Raw genomic sequence first — 20788 nt, forward strand, 5'->3', positions numbered from 1 at the left:
TTCAGTAATACTTACAACTTCGTTTGCAGGTGAGCAATGTCGGCAACCCACATCACTTGGTATCCAGGGAGAAAGTATGACTTCGCATCGCAGTGAAAAAGATTCGATGGGCGCCATCGACGTTCCGGCAGATAAATTATGGGGCGCGCAAACCCAACGGTCGCTGGAGCATTTTCGCATCTCGACGGAAAAAATGCCGGAGGCGCTGATCCGCGCGCTGGCGCTGACCAAACGTGCCGCCGCTAAGGTAAATCAGGATCTGGGGCTGCTGCCCGAAGAAAAAGCCCGCGCCATTATCAGCGCCGCCGATGAGGTGCTGGCGGGTAAGCATCCTGATGAGTTCCCGCTGGCCATCTGGCAGACCGGCTCCGGCACCCAGAGCAACATGAACATGAACGAAGTGCTGGCGAACCGCGCCAGCGAGCTGCTGGGGGGCGTGCGCGGTATGGAGCGCAAAGTTCACCCGAATGACGACGTTAATAAAAGCCAGAGCTCGAACGATGTTTTCCCCACGGCGATGCACGTCGCTGCCGTGATAGCCATCCGCGAACAGCTGCTCCCGTCGCTGAACGAACTCAAAACCACGCTCAGCGAAAAATCCCGCGCCTTTGCGGATATCGTCAAAATCGGCCGTACCCATTTGCAGGACGCCACGCCGCTGACGCTGGGGCAGGAGATCTCCGGCTGGGTGGCGATGCTGGAGCATAATCTCAAACATATTGAGCACAGCCTGCCGCATCTCAGCGAGCTGGCGCTGGGCGGCACGGCGGTGGGCACCGGCCTGAATACCCATCCGGAATACGCCGTGCGCGTGGCGGAAGAGCTGGCCGCCACCACCGGGCAGGCGTTTGTCACCGCGCCGAATAAATTTGAAGCCCTCGCCACCTGCGACGCGCTGGTGCATACCCACGGCGCGCTGAAAGGGCTGGCGGCCTCAATGATGAAAATCGCCAACGATGTGCGCTGGCTGGCCTCCGGCCCGCGCTGCGGCATCGGCGAGATCGCCATTCCGGAAAACGAGCCGGGCAGTTCCATTATGCCGGGCAAAGTGAACCCGACGCAGTGCGAAGCCATGACCATGCTGTGCTGTCAGGTGCTGGGCAACGACGTGGCGGTGAACATGGGCGGCGCGTCCGGTAACTTTGAGCTGAACGTCTTCCGCCCGATGGTCATTCATAACGTGCTGCAATCGGTGCGTCTGCTGGCGGACGGCATGGAGAGCTTTAACGAACACTGCGCCACCGGTATCGAACCGGTGCGCAGCCGTATCGATCAGCTGCTCAACGAGTCACTGATGCTGGTGACGGCGCTGAACACCCACATCGGCTATGACAAGGCAGCGGAAATCGCCAAGAAAGCGCATAAAGAAGGGCTGACGCTGAAAGACGCTGCCCTGGCGCTGGGCTATCTCACCGCTGAAGAGTTCGACAGCTGGGTGCGGCCTGAATCCATGGTCGGCAGCATGAAGCCGGGCCACTAACCGGCAACAAAGAGGTGCAGCCGGGGAATAATCGGCGTTAACGGCTGCGCCTCAGGCTTATAACGATGCTGAATATTGTCAGCATCGTAATTCAGCAGTTCCCCGATATCCGGCGCCCGGCCGCCGTTTTCCGCATCAATCAGCGCAATCATCGGCGCGGGGCAGGCGTACTGCACCTGCTTTTTGGTGTCCGCATACCAGACGCGGGCAATGGGCTGCACCTTCACCGGCCGTTTGATTTTCAGTTTCGCCCGTTGCGGCAGGGCGGCAATATCGTTGTACTCCTGCTCCAGCCGCGTCTGCCACTGTTCACGCGTCCAGCCGCCCACCGCGCGGGGGGCTTTCAGGCTTTTCGCCAGCATCGCCAGCACCTCATCCCGGGTCAGATTCTTAATGATGTGTTTGTTCGCCCAGCCAAAGCGCAGCGTCGCCGGATCGCGCAGGGTGGTCAGCGAGCGATAGGCGTTAAGGGTAATCAGCCCCGGCAGGTGGTGGTGCACCCATTCAAAGCGCGCGGCGGGAGGAAGTTCAGATTCCACGGTGATAATGCGCTCAAAAGCCTGCTTCAGGTCATTGATGGTGGCGATGCGCGCTTCGATGGCGTCGCGCAGCCCGGGAGCCGTTTGCAGGCAAATTACGCCGGGCAGCCGCACGGCGGCTTTGCTGCTGCGCTTTTCTGACTGCTGCTGGATAAACAGATGCGTGAAGTGGCGCAGCGCCCGTTCAGCCGCTTCCTTGCCGATATGCTGCTTCACGGTGATGGTGGTCAGGGGATCGTGCTCGCTGCCTTTTTCCACTGCCGGCAACTCAAAGACGCGGCCTGCCAGCAGCCGACAGGCGGCGAGTTCGGTTTTCAGCTCCGCCAGTTGCTGCTCAAGCTGGCGAAAAGTGCTGGTGAGGCGTTCGATCAGGTCGTAGCGCGCCATAGCTTACTCCTTAGTTACAACATACTTTATGTATAGCACAGCCGGACCGCTCCGGCCACCGCGATTAACGGTCCGGCAGGACGGGAAGGGCGACCAGTTGTGTAACTGGCCAGCGAAAACGAAAGCGCGCGCCGCCGGTATCGCTGGCGTCACAGCTCACTTCACCGCCCATCGCCTGTGCGATCGAGTGCACAATCGCCAGCCCCAGTCCGCAGCCGCCGGTGGCGCGATCCCGGCTGGGATCAAGACGCACAAAAGGCTCAAACACCCGCTGGCGTTCCGCTTCGGCGATGCCGGGGCCGTCGTCGTCAACCTGTAAACAGGCATAGCTGCCGTCCAGATCCAGGCTGACGCTCACCTCGTTTTCACAATAGCGCAGCGCGTTATTGAGCAGGTTATCCAGCACCCGTTCCATCAGGCGCATGTCCAGCGCGCCAAAGTGCGCAGCGCTGTCGGCATAAACCCGCAGACGTTTGTCGGGGGTTACGCTCTGCACGTCGGCGATATGGCTGGTCAGCCAGGCGGGCAGATCCGGCGTCGTCAGCCGCAGTTCATTTTGCGGCCGGTCGAGGCGGGCATAGGTGAGCAATTCTTCGATCAGTCCTTCCAGCTGGCCGATATCACGGTTCAGCGCCGCTCGTTCCGGCTCGCTGAGGTTATCGCTCATTTCCAGACGGTAACGCAGGCGCACCAGCGGCGTGCGCAGTTCATGGGCGATGCCGTCTATCAGCTGTTTCTTGCTGGCGATGAGAGCGTTAATGTTATCCGCCATCTGATTAAAAGCCACGCCGAGCCGCTCAAAGCTTGAGCCACGGTCAAAGTGGATGCGCTCGGTCAGATGCCCGTCGCCAAAACGCTGCGCCGCCGATTCGATACGCAGCATCTCCTGCCAGTGCGGGCGCATCCAGATAAAGACAGGGAATGCGAGCGAAATCGCGATAAACACCAGCAGCGTGATGTCGAGAATGCGCATCTCATGCAGATAAAACAGATAAGGCACCGGCCCGACCGCCAGCACATAGTGGCTGCGGGGAATGCGCTGGATAAAGGTGTACTCCGCGTCCAGCGCCACAATGTCGCCTTCCCGCAGCCGCTGCGCCGTTGGCGCGTCAAGGCTGAACTTATTCAGCGGTTCAATACGCATATCGAATGAAAGATTAAGATCCATCTCTTTAAGGGTTTTGCTCCACTCGTGGGGCGGGATCTCGCGCAGCTCGCTGCGGATGAGGTACAGCGAGCTTTTCATCAGATCGTCAAGCGACTGTCGGCCCGCACGCTCGGCGGTGAATTTGTACACCAGGCCGACCAGCATGGTCATCACCAGAAAACAGACGAACAGCAGCAGGTAAAACTGCACAAACAGCTTTTTCATTCAGACACCTGTGATTGTGGCGACACTCAGTTTTCCCAGGCGTGGGGCGCGAACAGATAGCCCTTGTTGCGCACCGTTTTAATGCGGTAGGGCTCGGTGGCGTTATCAAGCAGTTTTTTGCGTAAGCGTGAAATGGCCACGTCAACGCTGCGATCCATCCCGTCGTAGCTGACGCCGCGCAGATTCTTTAGCAGCGCGTCCCGGTCCATAATCTGCCCGGCATGGGTCGCCAGCTCCCACAGCAGATCAAAATCCGCCGTCGAGAGGACAATTTCATCCCCGGCCAGCAGCACCTGGCGATTAACCGGATCGATGGACAAACTGCCAAAGCGCAAGGCTTTGTGCGGCGTTAAGGTATTTTGCTGCGCCGCGGGCGTGGTGTTCGCGGCATGCTGGCGCAGGTGCAATCGCAGACGGGCCAGCAGCACGGCGGGCGGGGTGGTTTTCAGGATGTAATCGCTGGCGCCCATTTCCAGCGACAAAATATGGTTCATGTCGCTGTCAAGAGAGGTCAGCAGCACGATGGGTCCCTGCCACTGGCTGCGCAGATCGCGGCACAGCGTCATGCCGTCTTTACCGGGCAGCATGATGTCCAGCAGCACCAGTTCAGGGTTCTCGCGCAGGATCACCGCTTCGGCGCAGTCGCCGCGCGGCTCGACAATCACGTCGATGTCGTGTTTACCAAGATACGCCGCGATCAGCGCGCCGACTTCCGGGTCGTCTTCTACAAAAACGATCTTATTCATATGCATGATGGTTAGCTAAAAACGCCAACATACACCGCCTTGTTTCAACCCGCCATCACTCTTTCGTTACCGGAGCGGACGACCGCCGTCGATGGCGAAACTGCGACCGGTGACATAACAACTGGTGAGCAGATAATCCACCAGATCGATAACCTCTTTTTCACCGGGGGCGATTTTCATCAGCGACTTATTCAGTGCCTTCTGACGATAGCTGGCGTCGTCGTGCTCGTTGAATAAAATCAGCGACGGGGCGATGGCATTGACTTTCACTTCCGGCGCGAGCTTGCGGGCAAAGGAGCGCGTCATGTTATCCAGCGCCGCTTTACTGGCGGCGTAGGCGATATGCTTATCACTGCCGCGCTCCACCACGTAATCGGTGAAATGGATAATGTCGGTGGATGCATGACCCTGACCGCGCAGTAGACCTTCCAGCGCATGATTAAGCAGGTAAGGGGCGTGGACATGGATTTGCAGCATGGCGGACAGCACCTCGGTAAGAGGCGTGCCGGGCTTTTCCGGCAGCCAGCCGCTGGCGTTGTGGATCACCGCGCGCAGACAACGGGTACGGGATTTGATCTCCTCGGCAAATTTTAATATTCCGTCATCGGAACAAAAATCCGCCTGGATGCAGACCGCGCCTTCTTCCTGCAACACATCGATAGCCGGGTAAGGGGTGCGATAGCTGACGATCACCGGCTGGTGCAGGTTGAGAAAATGGTGGGCGAGGGCGAGGCCGATACGGCGGCCTCCGCCGGTAATTAAAATGGGATTGGGTTGATCTTTACCCATCGCTATCTCCTTATCGTTAAGACGATGGGCGCAGCATTTATCCCATCAGCATCCAGGTCGCCGGAACCGCTGCAAGCAGCAGACAGGCAATCATCACATGTTCGGCGCGGCGCAGCGGTTTATCATGCTGGTGGGTACGGCGGGCATAGATAAACACCAGCAGGCCGGGCGCATAAAGCACCACCGACAGCAGCAGATGCATCGGGCCGGAGGCATATAATAACCATAAACCATACAGGCAGGATCCGACACCCACGACCTTATGCAGTGGACGGCTGGCGATTTTCAGCAAATACGCCCCGACGAGGAAATAGGGCACGAGGATCATTTCGGAGGCGATGGTCAACAGCGTGTTGTAATCGGATCCGGTCAGCCAGATAAGGATCAGACACACCTGGACGCTGGCGTTGGTCAGCCACAGCGAAGCAGAAGGCGCGCTGTTTTTATTCTGACGGGCGCAGATACGCGGGAAGGCTTTGTAGGTGGCGGCCAGCAGCGGCACTTCCGCCGCCATGATCGTCCAGCTCAGATAGGCCCCGCAAACGGAGACAACCAGACCGGCGGCGATAATAATTTCGCCCCAGGAACCCATCATACGTACCATCAATCCCGCCATCGACGGGTTACGCATTTCAGCCAGCTCCGGACGGGCCACCACCCCCAGCGACAACAGCGTCACCAGCAGGTAAACCGTTAAGGCAGCCATGACCGCCAGCAGCGTCGCGCGGCCCACGTCATGCTTGCTGCGCGCCCGGGCGGACACCACCACTGCGCCTTCCACGCCGATAAACACCCACAGGGTGATAAGCATGGTGTTTTTCACCTGCTCCCACACCGGCACGCCCAGATCGATGCCGGTAAAATCGAGTTTGAACTTATCAAAATTAAAGGCCAGCGCAGCCAGCACCACGAACAGCCCCAGCGGCACCAGTTTCGCCAGGGTCGCGGCGAGGTTGATACTGGCTGCCGTCTGCACGCCGCGCAGCACCAGCGCATGGACGATCCACAGCAGGCAGGACGCGCCGACGATGGACTGCCAGGTGTTGCCGTCGCCAAAGATGCGCAGCTGTGGGGTATCGGTGAAGAAGCTCAGCGCCGAGAATACGATCACCAGGTAGGAGACGTTGGCGATCACCGCGCACAGCCAGTAACCCCAGGCGGAGCAGAAACCGATCAGTTCGCCGAAGCCTTCCCGCGCATAGGTAAAGATGCCGCCATCCAGATCCGGGCGCAACCGCGTCAGCAGCAGCATGGCAAAGGCCAGCAATAAAATGCCCGCGCCGGTGATCCCCCAGCCAATCAGCAGGGCGGCGGGACTGGCGACTTCCGCCATATTCTGCGGCAGACTGAACACACCCGCGCCGAGCATGGAGCTCAGAACGAGCGCAGTTAAAGCGCTAAGGCCAAGTTTCTTTTCCATCGTCATCCTGTTATGAACGAACTGGATCCAGAATAATTATTTCGCCGTAGCGCATAAAAATGGTGGATCACACTGAGGCGCGGAATTTTACGAAGAGCGGCAGGCGCATGCAATGAGGTACAGCAGAAAATTATGCAAAAAGCTGTAAAAGGCGGCACAAGCCGCCTTTTAAGAGGGGAATTACTTATACAGATCGGCGCTGATGGTGATATTGCCACCACGTTCCTGCCACTGGCGGGTGATGTGGTAATATTTTGCGCCTTTCTTTGCCGCGCGTTTGGCCACCTGGTAGGAGATTTCCGTCATGTTGCCGTAGTTACCGGTGAACTTCACGCTGTCGAAGGGCACCATTTGCGCCGCGGTGATTTTATTCACTTCTTCAATTTTGGTGCCGTCCGGTAAAGTGACAGTGTAACGGCCACCTTTTGATGACTGGGTTTCAAAGAAACGACCCACTTCGGCGCTTGGCGCGGCGCTGGTGGCGATACCCGGGATCTCAACTTTCTTCGCTTCTTCGCCGCCTTTCGCCAGCATTGCGCGTCCTGCGTCAGAGTTTGCCGGAATAGCGTCCGGGCTTTGCAGTACGCGTTTTTTGGCGTCTGCTTTATAGACGTAGGCGGTGATCATCTGGTTGCCGCCGTCGTTGGTATCCACCTGGCGCACAATATAGTAAGAGGCCGCATTTTTCGCTTTCGCGGCCTTGGTGATGGCGGCGTTAATATCAGGCTGGCTGCGGTAGAAACCCCGCACCGAGACGGTGTCAAAAGGTTCCAGCTCGATCGCCTGATCTTTGGTTAATTCGGTCACGCCGTTAATGACACGATTTTTTGGCGCATCCGCTTTTGGCGCATCTGATTTATAGAGATCGGCCACCACGCGCTGATTACCGCTGTTGGCATAATCGGCAGAGTCGACAATATAGAAGGCATCCGCGCCTGCTTTATCGGCGCGATTAGAGACGGCATTCACGGCGTCGCTGATGGCATTAAAACGGCCAGTGATCGTGATGCGATCGTAAGGCTTAACCGCTGCTGCCTGCTCAGGCGTCAATTCTGTCGCTGCATTAACCGACAATGTTGTCGCTGAAAGAAGTACAGACGCCACGAGGGTGTTCTTAAGCTTCATAAAAATAATCCTTCGCCTTGCGCAAACCAGTAATTGGTAGTGTGGTTGTCTTGAAAACGTTGCCGATTATGGCATTGAAATGTCGTCATTGTCTGCGTCATTTTTAACGGCCAGTGCGGGGCGTTAGCTGAATTACCATAACAATTAGATATATGTGGAAAAAACAGCCGCCAGACCAGCAAAACCGGTAAAGCATATGACTTTTATAAGTTAACTCATTGTTAAATTGTTGATCTCAGCAAACAGGTAATCATGTTTTGCCGCCTCGCTTTGGCGGATTATGGGGCGCGCGCCGCAATTTTAAGTTAAACCAGCCAGTCAGAACGCGTTTCTCTTAATATTCCGCAATTAAATAAGAAATACTCTTTTCTGGCGCTAGATCGCAGGCGTTATTTTCAGTAGGTTATAGAAAGTTTGTTACCGTTTGATTTATTAGCGTTGATGTTCGTTACCCCTGTGGGTGGCGGGCAAGGTCTTTTGAGAAAACTGACAAACCATCATCTTAAACCGATGGAAGGGAAAACTATGCGTATTGGTGTACCAAAAGAACGGTTGGCCAATGAAACCCGCGTGGCTGCCACACCGAAAACGGTCGAGCAACTGCTTAAGCTGGGTTTCACTGTCGCTGTGGAAAGCGACGCGGGCAGACTGGCAAGTTTTGACGACGAGGCGTATACCCGTGCGGGCGCGCAGATCGTTGACGGAAATGACGTCTGGCAGTCAGACATTATTCTCAAGGTGAATGCTCCGGGTGACGATGAGATTGCGTTGCTCAATCCGGGCACCACCCTGGTGAGCTTTATCTGGCCTGCGCAGAATCCGGAACTGCTGGAAAAACTCGCGGCCCGCAATGTCACCATTATGGCGATGGACTCGGTGCCGCGTATTTCCCGCGCCCAGTCGCTGGATGCGCTCAGTTCGATGGCCAACATCGCTGGTTACCGCGCCATTGTCGAAGCCGCCCACGAATTTGGCCGCTTCTTCACCGGGCAGATCACTGCCGCCGGTAAAGTACCGCCCGCGAAAGTGATGGTGATTGGCGCAGGCGTGGCAGGTCTGGCGGCGATTGGCGCAGCTAACAGCCTTGGCGCTATTGTCCGTGCCTTCGACACCCGTCCGGAAGTGAAAGAACAAGTGCAGAGTATGGGCGCGGAGTTCCTTGAGCTGGATTTCGAAGAGGAAGCGGGCAGCGGCGACGGTTATGCCAAAGTCATGTCCGAGGCCTTTATCAAAGCGGAAATGGCGCTGTTCGCCGCCCAGGCGAAAGAAGTGGACATTATTGTCACCACCGCGCTGATCCCCGGTAAACCGGCGCCTAAGCTTATCACCCGTGAAATGGTCGATTCCATGCAGCCGGGCAGCGTCATCGTCGACCTGGCTGCGCAAAACGGCGGCAACTGTGAATACACTATCGCCAATGAAGTCGTCACCACGCCAAACGGCGTAAAGGTGATCGGCTATACCGATTTACCGGGTCGTCTGCCGACCCAGTCCTCCCAGCTGTACGGCACCAACCTCGTTAACCTGCTTAAACTGCTCTGCAAAGAGAAAGACGGCAACGTGAACGTTGATTTTGACGACGTGGTGGTGCGTGGCGTAACTGTCGTGCGTGAGGGTGAAATCACCTGGCCCGCGCCGCCTATTCAGGTTTCTGCCCAGCCGAAAGCGGCGGCAAAAGCCGCACCTGAGCCGATTGAAGAGGCGGTTCCCGCATCGCCATGGCGTAAATTCGCCCTGATGGCGCTGGCGATCATTCTGTTTGGCTGGCTCGCTGATGTCGCGCCGAAAGAGTTCCTGGGTCACTTCACCGTCTTCGCGCTCTCCTGCGTGGTGGGCTATTACGTGGTGTGGAACGTATCTCATGCGCTGCATACGCCGCTGATGTCGGTGACCAATGCCATTTCAGGCATCATCGTGGTCGGCGCGTTATTGCAGATTGGTCATGGCGGCTGGATCAGCTTCCTGAGCTTTATCGCCGTGCTGATCGCCAGCATTAACATTTTTGGTGGTTTCACCGTCACTCAGCGCATGCTGAAAATGTTCCGGAAGAACTAAGGGGTAACATATGTCTGGAGGATTAGTTACAGCTGCATACATTGTTGCCGCGATCCTGTTTATTTTCAGTCTGGCCGGGTTGTCAAAGCATGAAACCTCCCAGCAGGGTAACCGTTTCGGCATCGCCGGTATGGCTATCGCGCTGATTGCCACCATCTTTGGCCCGGAAACCGGCAACGTGGTGTGGATCATCGTGGCGATGGTTATCGGCGGCGCGATCGGTATTCATCTGGCGAAGAAAGTCGAAATGACCGAGATGCCGGAGCTGGTGGCGATCCTGCACAGCTTCGTGGGTCTGGCGGCGGTACTGGTGGGCTTTAACAGCTATCTGTATCACGACGCGGGTCTGGATCCGATTCTGGTCAACATCCATCTGACCGAAGTGTTCCTCGGTATCTTCATCGGCGCGGTGACCTTTACCGGCTCCATCGTGGCCTTTGGCAAACTGCGCGGCAAAATCTCCTCTAAGCCGCTGATGCTGCCTAACCGCCATAAGCTGAACCTGGCGGCGCTGGTGGTCTCTTTCCTGCTGATGGTGATCTTCGTGCGCACCGAAAGCGTCGGGTTGCAGGTGCTGGCGCTGCTGGTGATGACCGTTATCGCGCTGGCCTTTGGCTGGCATCTGGTGGCGTCTATCGGCGGGGCGGATATGCCGGTGGTGGTCTCCATGCTCAACTCCTACTCGGGCTGGGCGGCAGCGGCGGCGGGCTTTATGCTGAGCAACGACCTGCTGATCGTCACCGGCGCGCTGGTAGGCTCGTCCGGCGCCATCCTCTCTTACATTATGTGTAAGGCGATGAACCGTTCGTTCTTCAGCGTGATCGCAGGCGGCTTCGGCACTGATGGCTCCTCGACCGGCAGCGACGAAGAAGTGGGCGAGCACCGTGAAATCAGCGCAGAAGAGACCGCTGAGATGCTGAAAAACTCCCACAGCGTGATCATCACCCCAGGCTATGGCATGGCGGTGGCGCAGGCCCAGTATCCGGTTGCCGATATTACCGAGAAGCTGCGCGCGCGCGGCATCAAGGTGCGTTTCGGCATTCACCCGGTTGCCGGTCGTCTGCCGGGCCATATGAACGTGCTGCTGGCGGAAGCGAAGGTGCCCTATGACATCGTGCTGGAAATGGACGAAATCAACGACGATTTCAGCGATACCGACACGGTGCTGGTCATAGGCGCGAACGATACGGTGAACCCGGCGGCGCTGGACGATCCGCGCAGCCCGATCGCCGGTATGCCGGTGCTGGAAGTGTGGAAAGCGCAGAATGTTATCGTCTTTAAACGCTCCATGAACACCGGCTATGCAGGCGTGCAGAACCCGCTGTTCTTCAAAGAGAACACCCACATGCTGTTCGGCGATGCAAAAGCCAGCGTGGATGCCATCCTGAAAGCGCTGTAAGACACCGCAAAAATAAAAGGCCGCTCAATGAGCGGCCTTTTTGTTTCTGAGGGCAGGTTAATCGTCTTCGTCATCCAGCTCGATCGGGGTCTGGAACTCGTCCGGCTTCAGCACCAGCACATCGCAGCGCAGGTGATCGATAACCTGTTCCGCCGTATTCCCCAGGAACGCCGCTGACAGCCCGGTACGGCCCACCGTACCTAACACCACCACGCCCGCCTGCATATGCTCCGCCAGATCCGGGATCACTTCTTCAGGCAAACCTTTTTCCACATGGGTCAGCTTCTCATCGATGCTGTATTTCTGGCGCAGCGCCTTCATTGCCAGCAGATGCTGGCCGCGAATGGCATCGTTATAGACGCTGGGATCGAACTCCGGCAGTTCAATGGCGATATTGATTGGCGTAACAGGGTATGCGCCTACCAGGTGCACTTCGGTATGGTTAACCATATCCGCAAGCTGGATGGTTTCCTTCACCAGCTTCTCATTAAGGGCCGTGTGGTACGGCTCTTCGCTGGCAAGGTTTACTGCCACCAGCGCTTTGCCGCCTTCCGGCCACGGCTGATCCTTCACCATCCATACCGGACAGGGGCATTTACGCAGCAGGTGCCAGTCGGTAGGGGTGAAGATCACCGATTCCAGTTTGTCGTGCTGGTGGGTCATTTTCAGCACCAGGTCGTGATGATCGCTCAGCACTTCCTGGATAATGGCTTCGAAGGGACGGTTATGCCAGACCACTTTAATGTCGATAGGTACGCCGGCATCAAGATAATACTGGGCCTGTTCGCGGATCCACGCGGTCCGCTGGCTGATCACCCCTGACCGCATGGCGGTGCGCTCATCAGGCGACAGCAGGGTGGTCATCTCGTAGGAAAAATCATAGATTGGCAAAAAGGCTTTGATCCGACCACCAATCCGTTGATGTAGATAAACAGCGCGCCGTAATGCCGGTTGATCGTCCTGGTTGGGATCGATGGCAACCAACATATTTTGATATCTGGCCATACAGGGTCTCCTTACATCTGTCACCGCAGTCTGTAACTAAAAGATAACCCAAATATGATGAATGAAACAGGGGAGAACCTTTGCCAGATCAATAAATCAGATAAATTTAACGATCCAGCAAAGGAGGCTGCGAAGGGGAAAAATCAGGCAACGTTACGGGAGTGTCCGGCCAGTACCGCCAGCGCGTCACCGTTTTCAATAGTGATGTACTTGCCTTTCACCGCCAGCATGCCGCTCTTCTGGAAGCGACCAAGCAGACGGCTGATGGTTTCTACCGTCAGACCCAGATAGTTGCCGATATCGCCACGGGTCATGGTCAGACGGAACTCACGGGGCGAGAAGCCACGCTGGGCAAAACGGCGCGACAGATTATAGATAAAGGCCGCCAGACGCTCTTCGGCATTTTTCTTCGACAGCAGCAGGATCATGTCCTGATCGCCTTTGATTTCGCCGCTCATCAGACGCATCATTTGCTGACGCAGGTTCGGCATTTTACCGGACAGGTCATCGAGGGTTTCAAAGGGGATTTCACAGACCATGGACGTTTCCAGCGCCTGCGCAAAGCTCGGGTGATGGCCGGTGCCGATAGCATCGAAGCCCACCAGATCGCCAGCCAGATGGAAGCCGGTGATTTGCTCGTCGCCCTGTTCAGTGATGGTGTAGCTCTTGATGGTGCCTGAACGGATAGCGTAGAGCGATTTCAGTTCATCCCCTGCTTTAAACAGCGTCTGCCCTTTCTGAATAGGCTTTTTGCGCTCGATAATGTTATCAAGCTGGTCCAGCTCATGTTCATTAAGGGTAAAAGGGATACAAAGCTGGCTGATGCTGCAATCCTGGCAATGGATAGCACAACCGCCAGACTGAATGCGTCGTATAATTCGCTTTTCCGGGATCATAGGTCTGCTCAAGCCTTAATTGATTTTGGTCAATTTTAACATCTTTTTAGAGCAGAGGTAAGTCCGGGACAGTGCCAGAAGGTGATTATTGGAAACCTAATAACATTATTTATTGTATGTCATTGATATTCCGCATATAGATTAGGGCTTTTTACGCTAATCACTGATAGAAAAGCACTAAATGTCCTTTTTTCTCACAATAAAAAGTAGCCCTCATGGCGCAACAACCACTCTTTTCGCTGTACGCCGCCCGCATACCCCGTGAGCATACCATTGCTGCCAATCACCCGATGACAGGGCACCACAATGCTTACCGGATTTGAACCATTAGCAGCGCCGACTGCGCGGGCGGCACCTGCCCGACCCAGCGCCGCGGCCAGCTGACCATAATGCATCACCTGGCCGCAGGGAATGGCGCGCAGCGCTTTCCATACCTCGCGCTGAAAGGGCGTACCGGCGGTTTCGGTGGGCAGGGTGTCAATAACGTCAAGATCCCCCGCGAAGTAGTCGCGCAGCTTCTGGCTGAGGCCGCCCGGATTACTGGCGCTGACGCGCTGATAACCTTCAAGGCGATAATGCAGGCTCAGCAGCTGTTCCATGCGATCGCTGTGCTCTTCCCATTCCACCGCGCGCAGACGGAACTGTTCATCGCACATCACCCACAAGGGGCCAAGCGGGGTAGCAATTTTATCTTCAAGCAGCGTCAGCATGGGGATCCTGGTAAAGGCAGCGGGAAAGGGCGGAGATAATCTAGCACGACGACAACCCCGTCTCTACCCTCCCTGAGAGGTAGCGCACCATTAATAACCAGCGAAACGTTTTGCTGACTAAATAATAATCACCTGCGCATTTAAGAAATAAAAAAATAGAGTCTGCCGACATCCGCCAGACTCTACAGTACACACAGCAGTGCTTCCTAAGCTTATTCCCGAGAAATCGTCCCTGTGGGTTAATTTAAGTTATAGCCAGGTTGCGGTATAATTCCAGTCGCGGATGTCATTAATGTCTCATTATTTTTATTTATCCTGTCATTTTAATTTTCATGGGGTATTAGTTAAGGGCAGGCGAATAAAAGACCAGCGAAATAGTATTCCATCTGGTTATGATTTTTTTAACGCCTTTGGGAAATCAGGGATGGTCATTGAGACGCGGGCGCGGCGCGGTTATAGTAGAGGGATGCTGGCACCAGCAGAAGTAGCCTGAGGACAACAACATGAACCTTGACGACAAATCCCTGTTCCTCGACGCCATGGAAGATGTCCAACCCCTGAAGCGCAGCACCGACGTGCACTGGCAGCCGGAGCGCCGCGCCCCCGGCCCGCAGCATCCTGATCTCCTGCAACTGGATAACTTCCTGACCACGGGTTTTCTGGACATTGTGCCGCTCAACACGCCGCTGGAGTTCAGGCGCGAAGGCCTGCAAACAGGCGTCATTGAGAAATTACGCCAGGGCAAATACAGCCAACAGGCGAGCCTGAATCTGCTGCGTCAGCCGGTGGAGCAATGCCGGAAAATGCTGTTCAGCTTTATGCATCAGGCAGCGAAAGATAACCTGCGCAATCTGCTGATCATCCATGGTAAAGGACGCGACGACAACTCTCACGCCAATATTGTGCGCAGTTACCTGGCACGCTGGCTGACCGAGTTTGAAGACGTGCAGGCGTTTTGCGTGGCGAAAGAGCACCACGGCGGCAGCGGAGCCTGTTATGTGGCGTTGCGTAAATCCGCCGCTGCTAAACAGGAAACCTGGGAGCGTCACGCCAAACGCAGTCGCTAGTTTGTTTTTATTTAACGGCTGCGCCGGTGATAATTTTCCCCGCGGTCAGCGGGGCGCATGAATAAGCAGGGCCGCAATTTTTATTTATTTGCGCTTAAATTATTCACCTTGTAAATATAAAACGCCCTGCATACCAGACAGGGCGCTTAATATTATCCTTCAGGAGTAGAAAATTATCAGCGCGCTAGAGCGCTTCATATTCGCCGGTGCCATCCGGCCACGGCGTCAGTAAATCATAACCGTTTTCCGTAACGGCTACGGTGTGTTCCCACTGGGCGGAAAGCGAGCGATCTTTAGTCACCACCGTCCAGCCGTCAGACAGCACGCTGGTGGCTGCTTTACCGGCGTTGATCATCGGCTCAATGGTGAAAATCATACCCGGTTTCAGCACCGTGCCGGTGCCGGGAACGCCGTAATGCAGGATCTGCGGCTCGTCATGATAAACCTGCCCGACGCCGTGCCCGCAGTACTCCCTGACGACGGAAAAACCGGCGTCTTCCGCCACGCGCTGGATCGCAGCCCCGATGTCTCCCAGCGTCGCGCCCGGACGGACGGTTTTGATCCCGGCCACCATAGAGGCATAGGTGATATCCACCAGGCGTTTCGCGCGGATCGAGGGTTCGCCGACAAAATACATACGGCTGGTATCGCCGTACCAGCCATCTTTGATCACCGCCACGTCAATATTCACGATGTCGCCTTTTTTCAGGACTTTCTCCGCCGGAATACCGTGACACACCACATGGTTGACGGAGGTGCAGACGGTGCGGGTATAGCCCTGATAGCCAATGTTCGCCGGCGTGATTTTCAGCTCGTTCACAATGAAGTCGTGACACAACCTGTCCAGTTCATCGGTGGTGATCCCGGGGCGCACGTGAGGACCGATCATCGCCAGTACACTGGCGGCAGCCTGACCTGCGGCACGGGCCAGCTCTATTTCTTCCTGCGTATGGAGTTTTATCGTCATGGTATCAGCGCCTCTTTTTGTGCCGGAAATGCCCCGGCCTGGACTAATTTTTGAATTTCCGCGCCGCCCTGCGACTCGGTCTGCACCAGCAGGCGCATCAGGTCCTGATGGGTTAAATGCGGATAGACTTCCGCCAGCATGCCAATTTTTAACCAGTGTTCCGCCTGAGAATTTATCGAGCGGCTCATCGCATTGCTGGCAAGACGCAGATTCTCATGCATCAGGTCCGAGATTTTCACAATACCCATAGGTGATCCTGCCTGTCGGTTTAATACGAAACATATATGAAACGTATAATAGCATAACCTCACCGGCGTACAACATGTCCCTTTTTGACATCAGGCTGTCCGGCGCGGGGCTGTCGCCTGTGGCGGGATTGACATAAGCTCAGCAAAAAACAGAGGGGACAATTGATGCTTGAACTAAAACCTGCCTGTGAACGTTGTGGCGCCGCGTTGCCGCACACCTCGACGCAGGCCATGATTTGCTCATACGAATGCACTTTCTGCGCCGACTGCGCCCGGTCGCCGTTGCAACATACTTGCCCGAACTGTGGCGGCGAACTGCTACGGCGACCCGCGCGGCATAAAAAAGAGGCCTGACGGCCTCTGATTTGTGGTGGATTTTGTCGGGTGGCGGCTGCGCCTGACCCGACCTGCGATATGGTGATCTGTGACTATTCACACATGCCACGCGTTGTCGCCTTCTTCCCGCTGGCGGGAAAGGGCATCGGCGGCGCAAATCAACGATAAATGGCTCAGTCCCTGCGGGACATTTCCCGTCCAGTCGCCGGTTCGCACATCAAACATCTCATTAAAGGTTTCGACGTTGCCCTTATTACACAGGCATTCCAGGATGTGCTCCATATAACCTGACGCCTTTTCGTCGTTGCCCAGCCGCGCCCAGGCTTCCACCAGCCAGAACGAGCAGGCCACGAAGGTGCTTTCCTCTTTTTCCACGTCGCTATAGCGGTAGAGCATGGGGGTGCCGTGCCCCAGTTCCGCCACCATTGCGTCAAAGGTGGATGTCATACGCGCCAGATTGTTTTCCCGGCCGTAGTACCACACCAGGCACAGCGAGGCATCCAGTCTGTCTGTTCCGGGATAAAAAGTGTAGGCCTGCTTCTTTTCAGACCAGCAGTGTTCTTCGATCCAGTCCCGAATACGATCTTTTTCCCGCGTCCAGCGGTCGATCCAGGTGGATTCTATATGTCCATCGCTGGCAAGCTTAGCGGCGATATCCAGCGTCACCCAGCAGGCCATTTTCGAATGGGTATAATGATTACGTTCTGGCAGTTCCCAGATCCCCGAATCATCCTGTCGCCAGGAGTCGGCACAGTCATTGGCCAGCCGTGACAGCAGACGGGAAGTGGTCAGATCCAGCACGTGACCGGCATGGACGAACAGCAGGGCGGTGTCGAGCATATCGCCAAACATACTCAGCTGACGCTGGCTCTGGGCGTTATTACCAATTCGCACCGGTTGGGATCCCTTATAACCTTCCAGCGGCAGCCAGGTTTCATCCGGCACAATTTCACCGTTAAGGGTGTAGCAGGCGCGCAGCTCGCCTTCATGTCGCACAATGGTGTGCGTCAGCCAGGAAAAAGCCGCTTTGCATTCTTCCAGCGCGCCGATAAAGGCAAATGCGCGAATAATCAGACAGGCATCGCGGATCCAGGCGTAGCGGTAATCATAGTTTTTCTCGCCGCCAATGCCTTCCGGTAACGAGGTGGTGGGCGCCGCTGCCAGTGCCCCTGTTGGCGAGTAAAGCAAAAACTTCAGCGCCAGCGCCGAGCGTTTGACGTGTTCCGGGAAACGTCCGTCATAGGTCAGATCCTCAGTCCATTGCCGCCACATTTGATCGCTGATCTCAATACGGTGGTCGATTCTTTCCAGCGGCGGCACGGCCAGCGGCTCTTTATCACTCACCAGCAGGGCGATCAGGCTGCGGGAGCCGGGAGAGGTGGTCAGGGTCGCCTCTATACGATCATCTTCCGTGCGGGTGAGCGTGACATCAGGGGTGGTGCTGATCATCGCCATCAGCTCACCGATATGAATGACCTGGCCTTTGGGAGATTCAGCCAGCCAGGGGGCGCGGGTACAGGCGGCTGAACCCGGCACGAAGACCATTTTTAACGTCACTTCCCCTTCAACGCCTTCCACACGACGCGCCAGTTCACACCAGGGCAGACGTCCCGCGTGATTACTGTTCAGGGATTCAGTGAACTTTACTTTGCCGGAATCGGTTTCATAGCAGGTTTCCAGCACGTTGCTGTTTTCGCGGTACATACGGTTTACGCAGTATTCGCCGATGGGTTCAATCTGAAAGAAGCCGCCATGTGTGGCGTCAAGAATACGGTCAAACAGCGGGGGTGAATCCATATTAGGCGCGCACCACCAGTCAATTGCGCCATCCGGGGCGATAAGCGCCACCGAACGACCATCGCCGATAGCGGCATAGTCGCCCAGCCCGGCATAGCCATCCACACGACCCGGGTGGGTATAAGATTGATTCTTCATCGGCACTCTATCCTGCAAAAAGAAAAATGGCAGGCAAAGGCCCGCCATTCTGTTACACGGTGCCGGTACCACCGTCGGAACACCAGACCTGGCCGGACGCGAAGGAGCTTTCGTCAGAAGCGAAAAGCACATACAGCGGCGCGATCTCCACAGGCTGGCCCGGACGACCCAGCGGCGCGGTTTCGCCAAAGGCTTTCACTTTTTCCTGCGGCTGACCACCGCTGGACTGGAGCGGCGTCCAGTAAGGGCCCGGGGCGACCGCATTCACTCGGATACCTTTTTTGCCCAGCTGCTTGGCAAGCGCTTTGGTAAAGGCCACGTTACAGGCTTTGGTCTGCGCGTAATCCAGCAGGATGTCGCTCGGGTTAAAGGCCTGTACGGACGAAGTATTAATGATCACCGCGCCTTCCTTCAGGTGCGGCACCGCCGCTTTGGTGATCCAGAAAGGGGCATATACGTTGGTTTTGAAGGTGTCGTCAAACGCCTCGGTTGTGAGATCTTCAATGGATTCACAAAACTGCTGACGACCAGCGTTATTCACCAGAATATCCAGACCGCCCAGCTTATTAATGGCTTCCACCACTAATTGCTGGCAAAAGGTTTCGGAACGAATATCGCCCGGCAGGGCAACAGCGGTACGGCCTTCTGCCTGAATCAGGGCAATCACGGCTTCCGCATCGGATTCTTCTTCCGGTAAATAGTTAATAGCCACGTCTGCGCCTTCACGAGCATACGCAATGGCAACAGCACGGCCAATACCTGAGTCGCCTCCGGTGATCAGCGCCTTTTTCCCTGCCAGACGGCCAGAGCCGATATAGCGAGTTTCGCCATGATCGGGAATCGGCTTCATCTCAGAGGCAAGGCCTGGCGCCTGTTGCGGCTGCTCAGGGAAAGGTGGACGTGGGTACTGCGAAAGTTTGTTATCCTGGTTTGTCATTATATCCGCCTCGTTGATAAAAACACGTATTAACCCTAGACACGAAATCATCGGTGCGCGAAATTTTTCTATAATAATTAAGATTAATTTTAAGAACTTTACTTCTTTTATATTAGGATCTACCCGCCATAAATAAGGGGAGATGTTTAAAAAATGTTCTTTTTTGTTAAGCTAATGGGCGAGTAATAGCGGGTAAAACGTTTCGATGACATCAAAAAACGGATTATTCCTTAAATAAGACATTTCTTACGAAATAGGCTTGTGACTATTATCAGTTAGGCTAAGATAATTCCTGACACTGGAGCCTGATTAGCATGCGTCGTACCTGATATTTACGGCCCGGCACTGTTTTTTGATCGGTTAAACATGTCGTAACAAACGTGTTGTAATGTTAAACCTGTGAAAAACATTGATTTATAAGGAGATTTAGGATGAGCATTGAGCCCGTGTTTCCTGCCTTTCCCGTAGTGGGCTGGCAGGTTGGTCCGGTTGAAAGTCGTAGTAATGTCGTCGTTAAATTTGGCTACAGCACGTCGCCCCATACGGCGGGTGCCAGTACCTTTGATTCGCAGTTCTTTAGTTTGTCGCCTGACATGGTGCGCAGTCTGATTTATGATTTGCAGCGCAGCCTGCGTGAGTGTGAAGCACCGCTGGAAACGAAAGTCGCCTGAGTCCGTCGCACATCAAAATCGCAGCAGGCCGTTGATCACCTGCCTGCTGCGAAATACCATCGCCTTCCGGCAACACGCCAACTAATCTATTAATTAAAAATTCCAGCTCATACTTTTTGCTTAATTCCACCTCTCAGTGGAATCTTAATTAATTCTTCGCCGCTACGTTCTGCGCTATAACTTAATACAGATAGATTGTATCTGCGGAATGGAGAAAGCATGAACTTTGTTTATTTTAAGGCGGAGAATCATCAGCAGGATAATAACACGCCCGTTAACCTGGTAGTTGAAGACGTGGTACTTATGCGAGATGGGGAAGTTATCGCCGGACTGGGAGATATAAAAATCACCCGTTTGCCATTATATGTATATCGTGCAGTACCAACAGGTTTTCGTAAGATTGAATATAAAATGAAAACCACCAGTCACCGGCGTATTTTGTTTTCAGCTGGTTATCTGAAAACGGGTGCCTATTATGTTGAAACGCCTGACGGTGAACAGACAATGAACTTTAACGCGCTCTCCGGTTTATGGACCGGGGTGCATGAAGATGAAAAGATAATGGATAACCATGCTTTTCAGAATCAGGGATACGCTGTCTTACGCCCGGTACCCAGGGTAAAGAAAAAACGCAGCGAATTGCCCCGTTAAACTTCTGCGTCGGCGATTATCAACTAAACTAAAAAGACAAGATAACAGGAGGC

Annotated in this window: 20 protein-coding genes; 7 read left to right on the forward strand and 13 right to left on the reverse strand. The window is 55.3% G+C overall.

Going from position 1 to position 20788, the window contains the following annotated elements; genetic code table 11:
• Positions 1-76: 76 nt before the first annotated feature.
• Complete coding sequence (gene fumC, locus BMF08_RS14960; protein WP_072568339.1) at positions 77-1480, forward strand: class II fumarate hydratase; 1404 nt, start codon at positions 77-79, stop codon at positions 1478-1480.
• Here fumC and tus read toward each other — a convergent pair.
• The 6 genes from tus to ydgH all read right to left on the reverse strand — a co-directional run bounded on the left by tus (position 1477) and on the right by ydgH (position 7858).
• Positions 1477-2406 carry a DNA replication terminus site-binding protein gene (tus, locus tag BMF08_RS14965; protein WP_072568340.1) on the reverse strand — a complete coding sequence of 310 codons (930 nt, stop codon included), beginning with the start codon at positions 2404-2406 and terminating at the stop codon, positions 1477-1479. The genes fumC and tus overlap by 4 nt on opposite strands.
• Positions 2407-2470: 64 nt before the next feature.
• Complete coding sequence (gene rstB / locus BMF08_RS14970; protein WP_072568341.1) at positions 2471-3778, reverse strand: two-component system sensor histidine kinase RstB; 1308 nt, start codon at positions 3776-3778, stop codon at positions 2471-2473.
• A gap of 26 nt (positions 3779-3804) precedes the next feature.
• Positions 3805-4524, reverse strand: coding sequence for a two-component system response regulator RstA (gene rstA, locus BMF08_RS14975; RefSeq protein WP_072569439.1), 720 nt, complete (start codon positions 4522-4524; stop codon positions 3805-3807).
• Between the two features lie 66 nt (positions 4525-4590).
• Entirely contained in the window at positions 4591-5313 is a 723-nt protein-coding gene (folM, locus tag BMF08_RS14980; RefSeq protein ID WP_072568342.1) for a dihydromonapterin reductase, read from the reverse strand.
• Positions 5314-5350: 37 nt separating this feature from the next.
• A complete protein-coding gene (locus BMF08_RS14985) occupies positions 5351-6733 on the reverse strand; it encodes an amino acid permease (protein ID WP_072568343.1) in 1383 nt (460 codons plus the stop codon).
• A gap of 180 nt (positions 6734-6913) precedes the next feature.
• Positions 6914-7858 (reverse strand): DUF1471 family protein YdgH, encoded by a 945-nt coding sequence (gene ydgH / locus BMF08_RS14995; protein WP_072568344.1) that lies wholly within the window; start codon positions 7856-7858, stop codon positions 6914-6916.
• A 525-nt stretch (positions 7859-8383) separates the two neighbouring features.
• On the opposite strand from ydgH, the gene pntA reads away from it, so the two are divergent.
• Complete coding sequence (gene pntA / locus BMF08_RS15000) at positions 8384-9913, forward strand: Re/Si-specific NAD(P)(+) transhydrogenase subunit alpha (protein WP_072568346.1); 1530 nt, start codon at positions 8384-8386, stop codon at positions 9911-9913.
• Between the two features lie 10 nt (positions 9914-9923).
• Complete coding sequence (pntB, locus tag BMF08_RS15005; RefSeq protein ID WP_072568347.1) at positions 9924-11312, forward strand: Re/Si-specific NAD(P)(+) transhydrogenase subunit beta; 1389 nt, start codon at positions 9924-9926, stop codon at positions 11310-11312.
• A 57-nt stretch (positions 11313-11369) separates the two neighbouring features.
• Here pntB and uspE read toward each other — a convergent pair whose 3' ends face one another.
• From uspE to ogt, 3 genes are all read right to left on the reverse strand, one after another.
• On the reverse strand, positions 11370-12317 hold the full coding sequence (gene uspE / locus BMF08_RS15010; RefSeq protein WP_072568348.1) for a universal stress protein UspE: 948 nt from the start codon (positions 12315-12317) through the stop codon (positions 11370-11372).
• Between the two features lie 143 nt (positions 12318-12460).
• The gene (gene fnr / locus BMF08_RS15015) at positions 12461-13213 is read right to left on the reverse strand and encodes a fumarate/nitrate reduction transcriptional regulator Fnr (protein ID WP_072568349.1); all 753 of its coding nucleotides are present in this window, start codon (positions 13211-13213) and stop codon (positions 12461-12463) included.
• Positions 13214-13407: 194 nt separating this feature from the next.
• Complete coding sequence (gene ogt / locus BMF08_RS15020) at positions 13408-13923, reverse strand: methylated-DNA--[protein]-cysteine S-methyltransferase (RefSeq protein ID WP_072568350.1); 516 nt, start codon at positions 13921-13923, stop codon at positions 13408-13410.
• Positions 13924-14426: 503 nt separating this feature from the next.
• Between ogt and smrA the strand changes: the two genes are divergently transcribed.
• Positions 14427-14990: a DNA endonuclease SmrA gene (gene smrA / locus BMF08_RS15025; RefSeq protein WP_072568351.1), complete on the forward strand. Its 564-nt coding sequence runs from the start codon at positions 14427-14429 to the stop codon at positions 14988-14990.
• 184 nt (positions 14991-15174) lie between these two features.
• Here smrA and map read toward each other — a convergent pair whose 3' ends face one another.
• Both map and BMF08_RS15035 read right to left on the reverse strand, forming a co-directional pair.
• The gene (gene map / locus BMF08_RS15030) at positions 15175-15957 is read right to left on the reverse strand and encodes a type I methionyl aminopeptidase (RefSeq protein WP_072568352.1); all 783 of its coding nucleotides are present in this window, start codon (positions 15955-15957) and stop codon (positions 15175-15177) included.
• Positions 15954-16205: a ParD-like family protein gene (locus BMF08_RS15035; protein ID WP_072568353.1), complete on the reverse strand. Its 252-nt coding sequence runs from the start codon at positions 16203-16205 to the stop codon at positions 15954-15956. The genes map and BMF08_RS15035 overlap by 4 nt, the downstream gene beginning before the upstream one ends.
• Positions 16206-16370: 165 nt before the next feature.
• On the opposite strand from BMF08_RS15035, the gene BMF08_RS15040 reads away from it, so the two are divergent.
• Positions 16371-16559 (forward strand): DUF1272 domain-containing protein, encoded by a 189-nt coding sequence (locus BMF08_RS15040; RefSeq protein ID WP_072568354.1) that lies wholly within the window; start codon positions 16371-16373, stop codon positions 16557-16559.
• 78 nt (positions 16560-16637) lie between these two features.
• Here the strand turns inward: BMF08_RS15040 and BMF08_RS15045 are convergent, their stop codons facing one another.
• Positions 16638-18476, reverse strand: coding sequence for a glycoside hydrolase family 15 protein (locus BMF08_RS15045; protein WP_072568355.1), 1839 nt, complete (start codon positions 18474-18476; stop codon positions 16638-16640).
• Positions 18477-18528: 52 nt separating this feature from the next.
• On the reverse strand, positions 18529-19413 hold the full coding sequence (locus tag BMF08_RS15050; protein ID WP_072568356.1) for an SDR family oxidoreductase: 885 nt from the start codon (positions 19411-19413) through the stop codon (positions 18529-18531).
• A gap of 431 nt (positions 19414-19844) precedes the next feature.
• Here BMF08_RS15050 and BMF08_RS15055 point away from each other — a divergent pair, with 431 nt between their 5' ends.
• Both BMF08_RS15055 and BMF08_RS15060 read left to right on the forward strand, forming a co-directional pair.
• Positions 19845-20084: a hypothetical protein gene (locus BMF08_RS15055; RefSeq protein ID WP_072568357.1), complete on the forward strand. Its 240-nt coding sequence runs from the start codon at positions 19845-19847 to the stop codon at positions 20082-20084.
• 219 nt (positions 20085-20303) lie between these two features.
• Positions 20304-20735 carry a hypothetical protein gene (locus BMF08_RS15060; protein ID WP_072568358.1) on the forward strand — a complete coding sequence of 144 codons (432 nt, stop codon included), beginning with the start codon at positions 20304-20306 and terminating at the stop codon, positions 20733-20735.
• Positions 20736-20788: the final 53 nt, after the last annotated feature.

The sequence above is a fragment of the Enterobacter sp. SA187 genome, from assembly GCF_001888805.2.
Lineage (GTDB): Bacteria > Pseudomonadota > Gammaproteobacteria > Enterobacterales > Enterobacteriaceae > Enterobacter_D.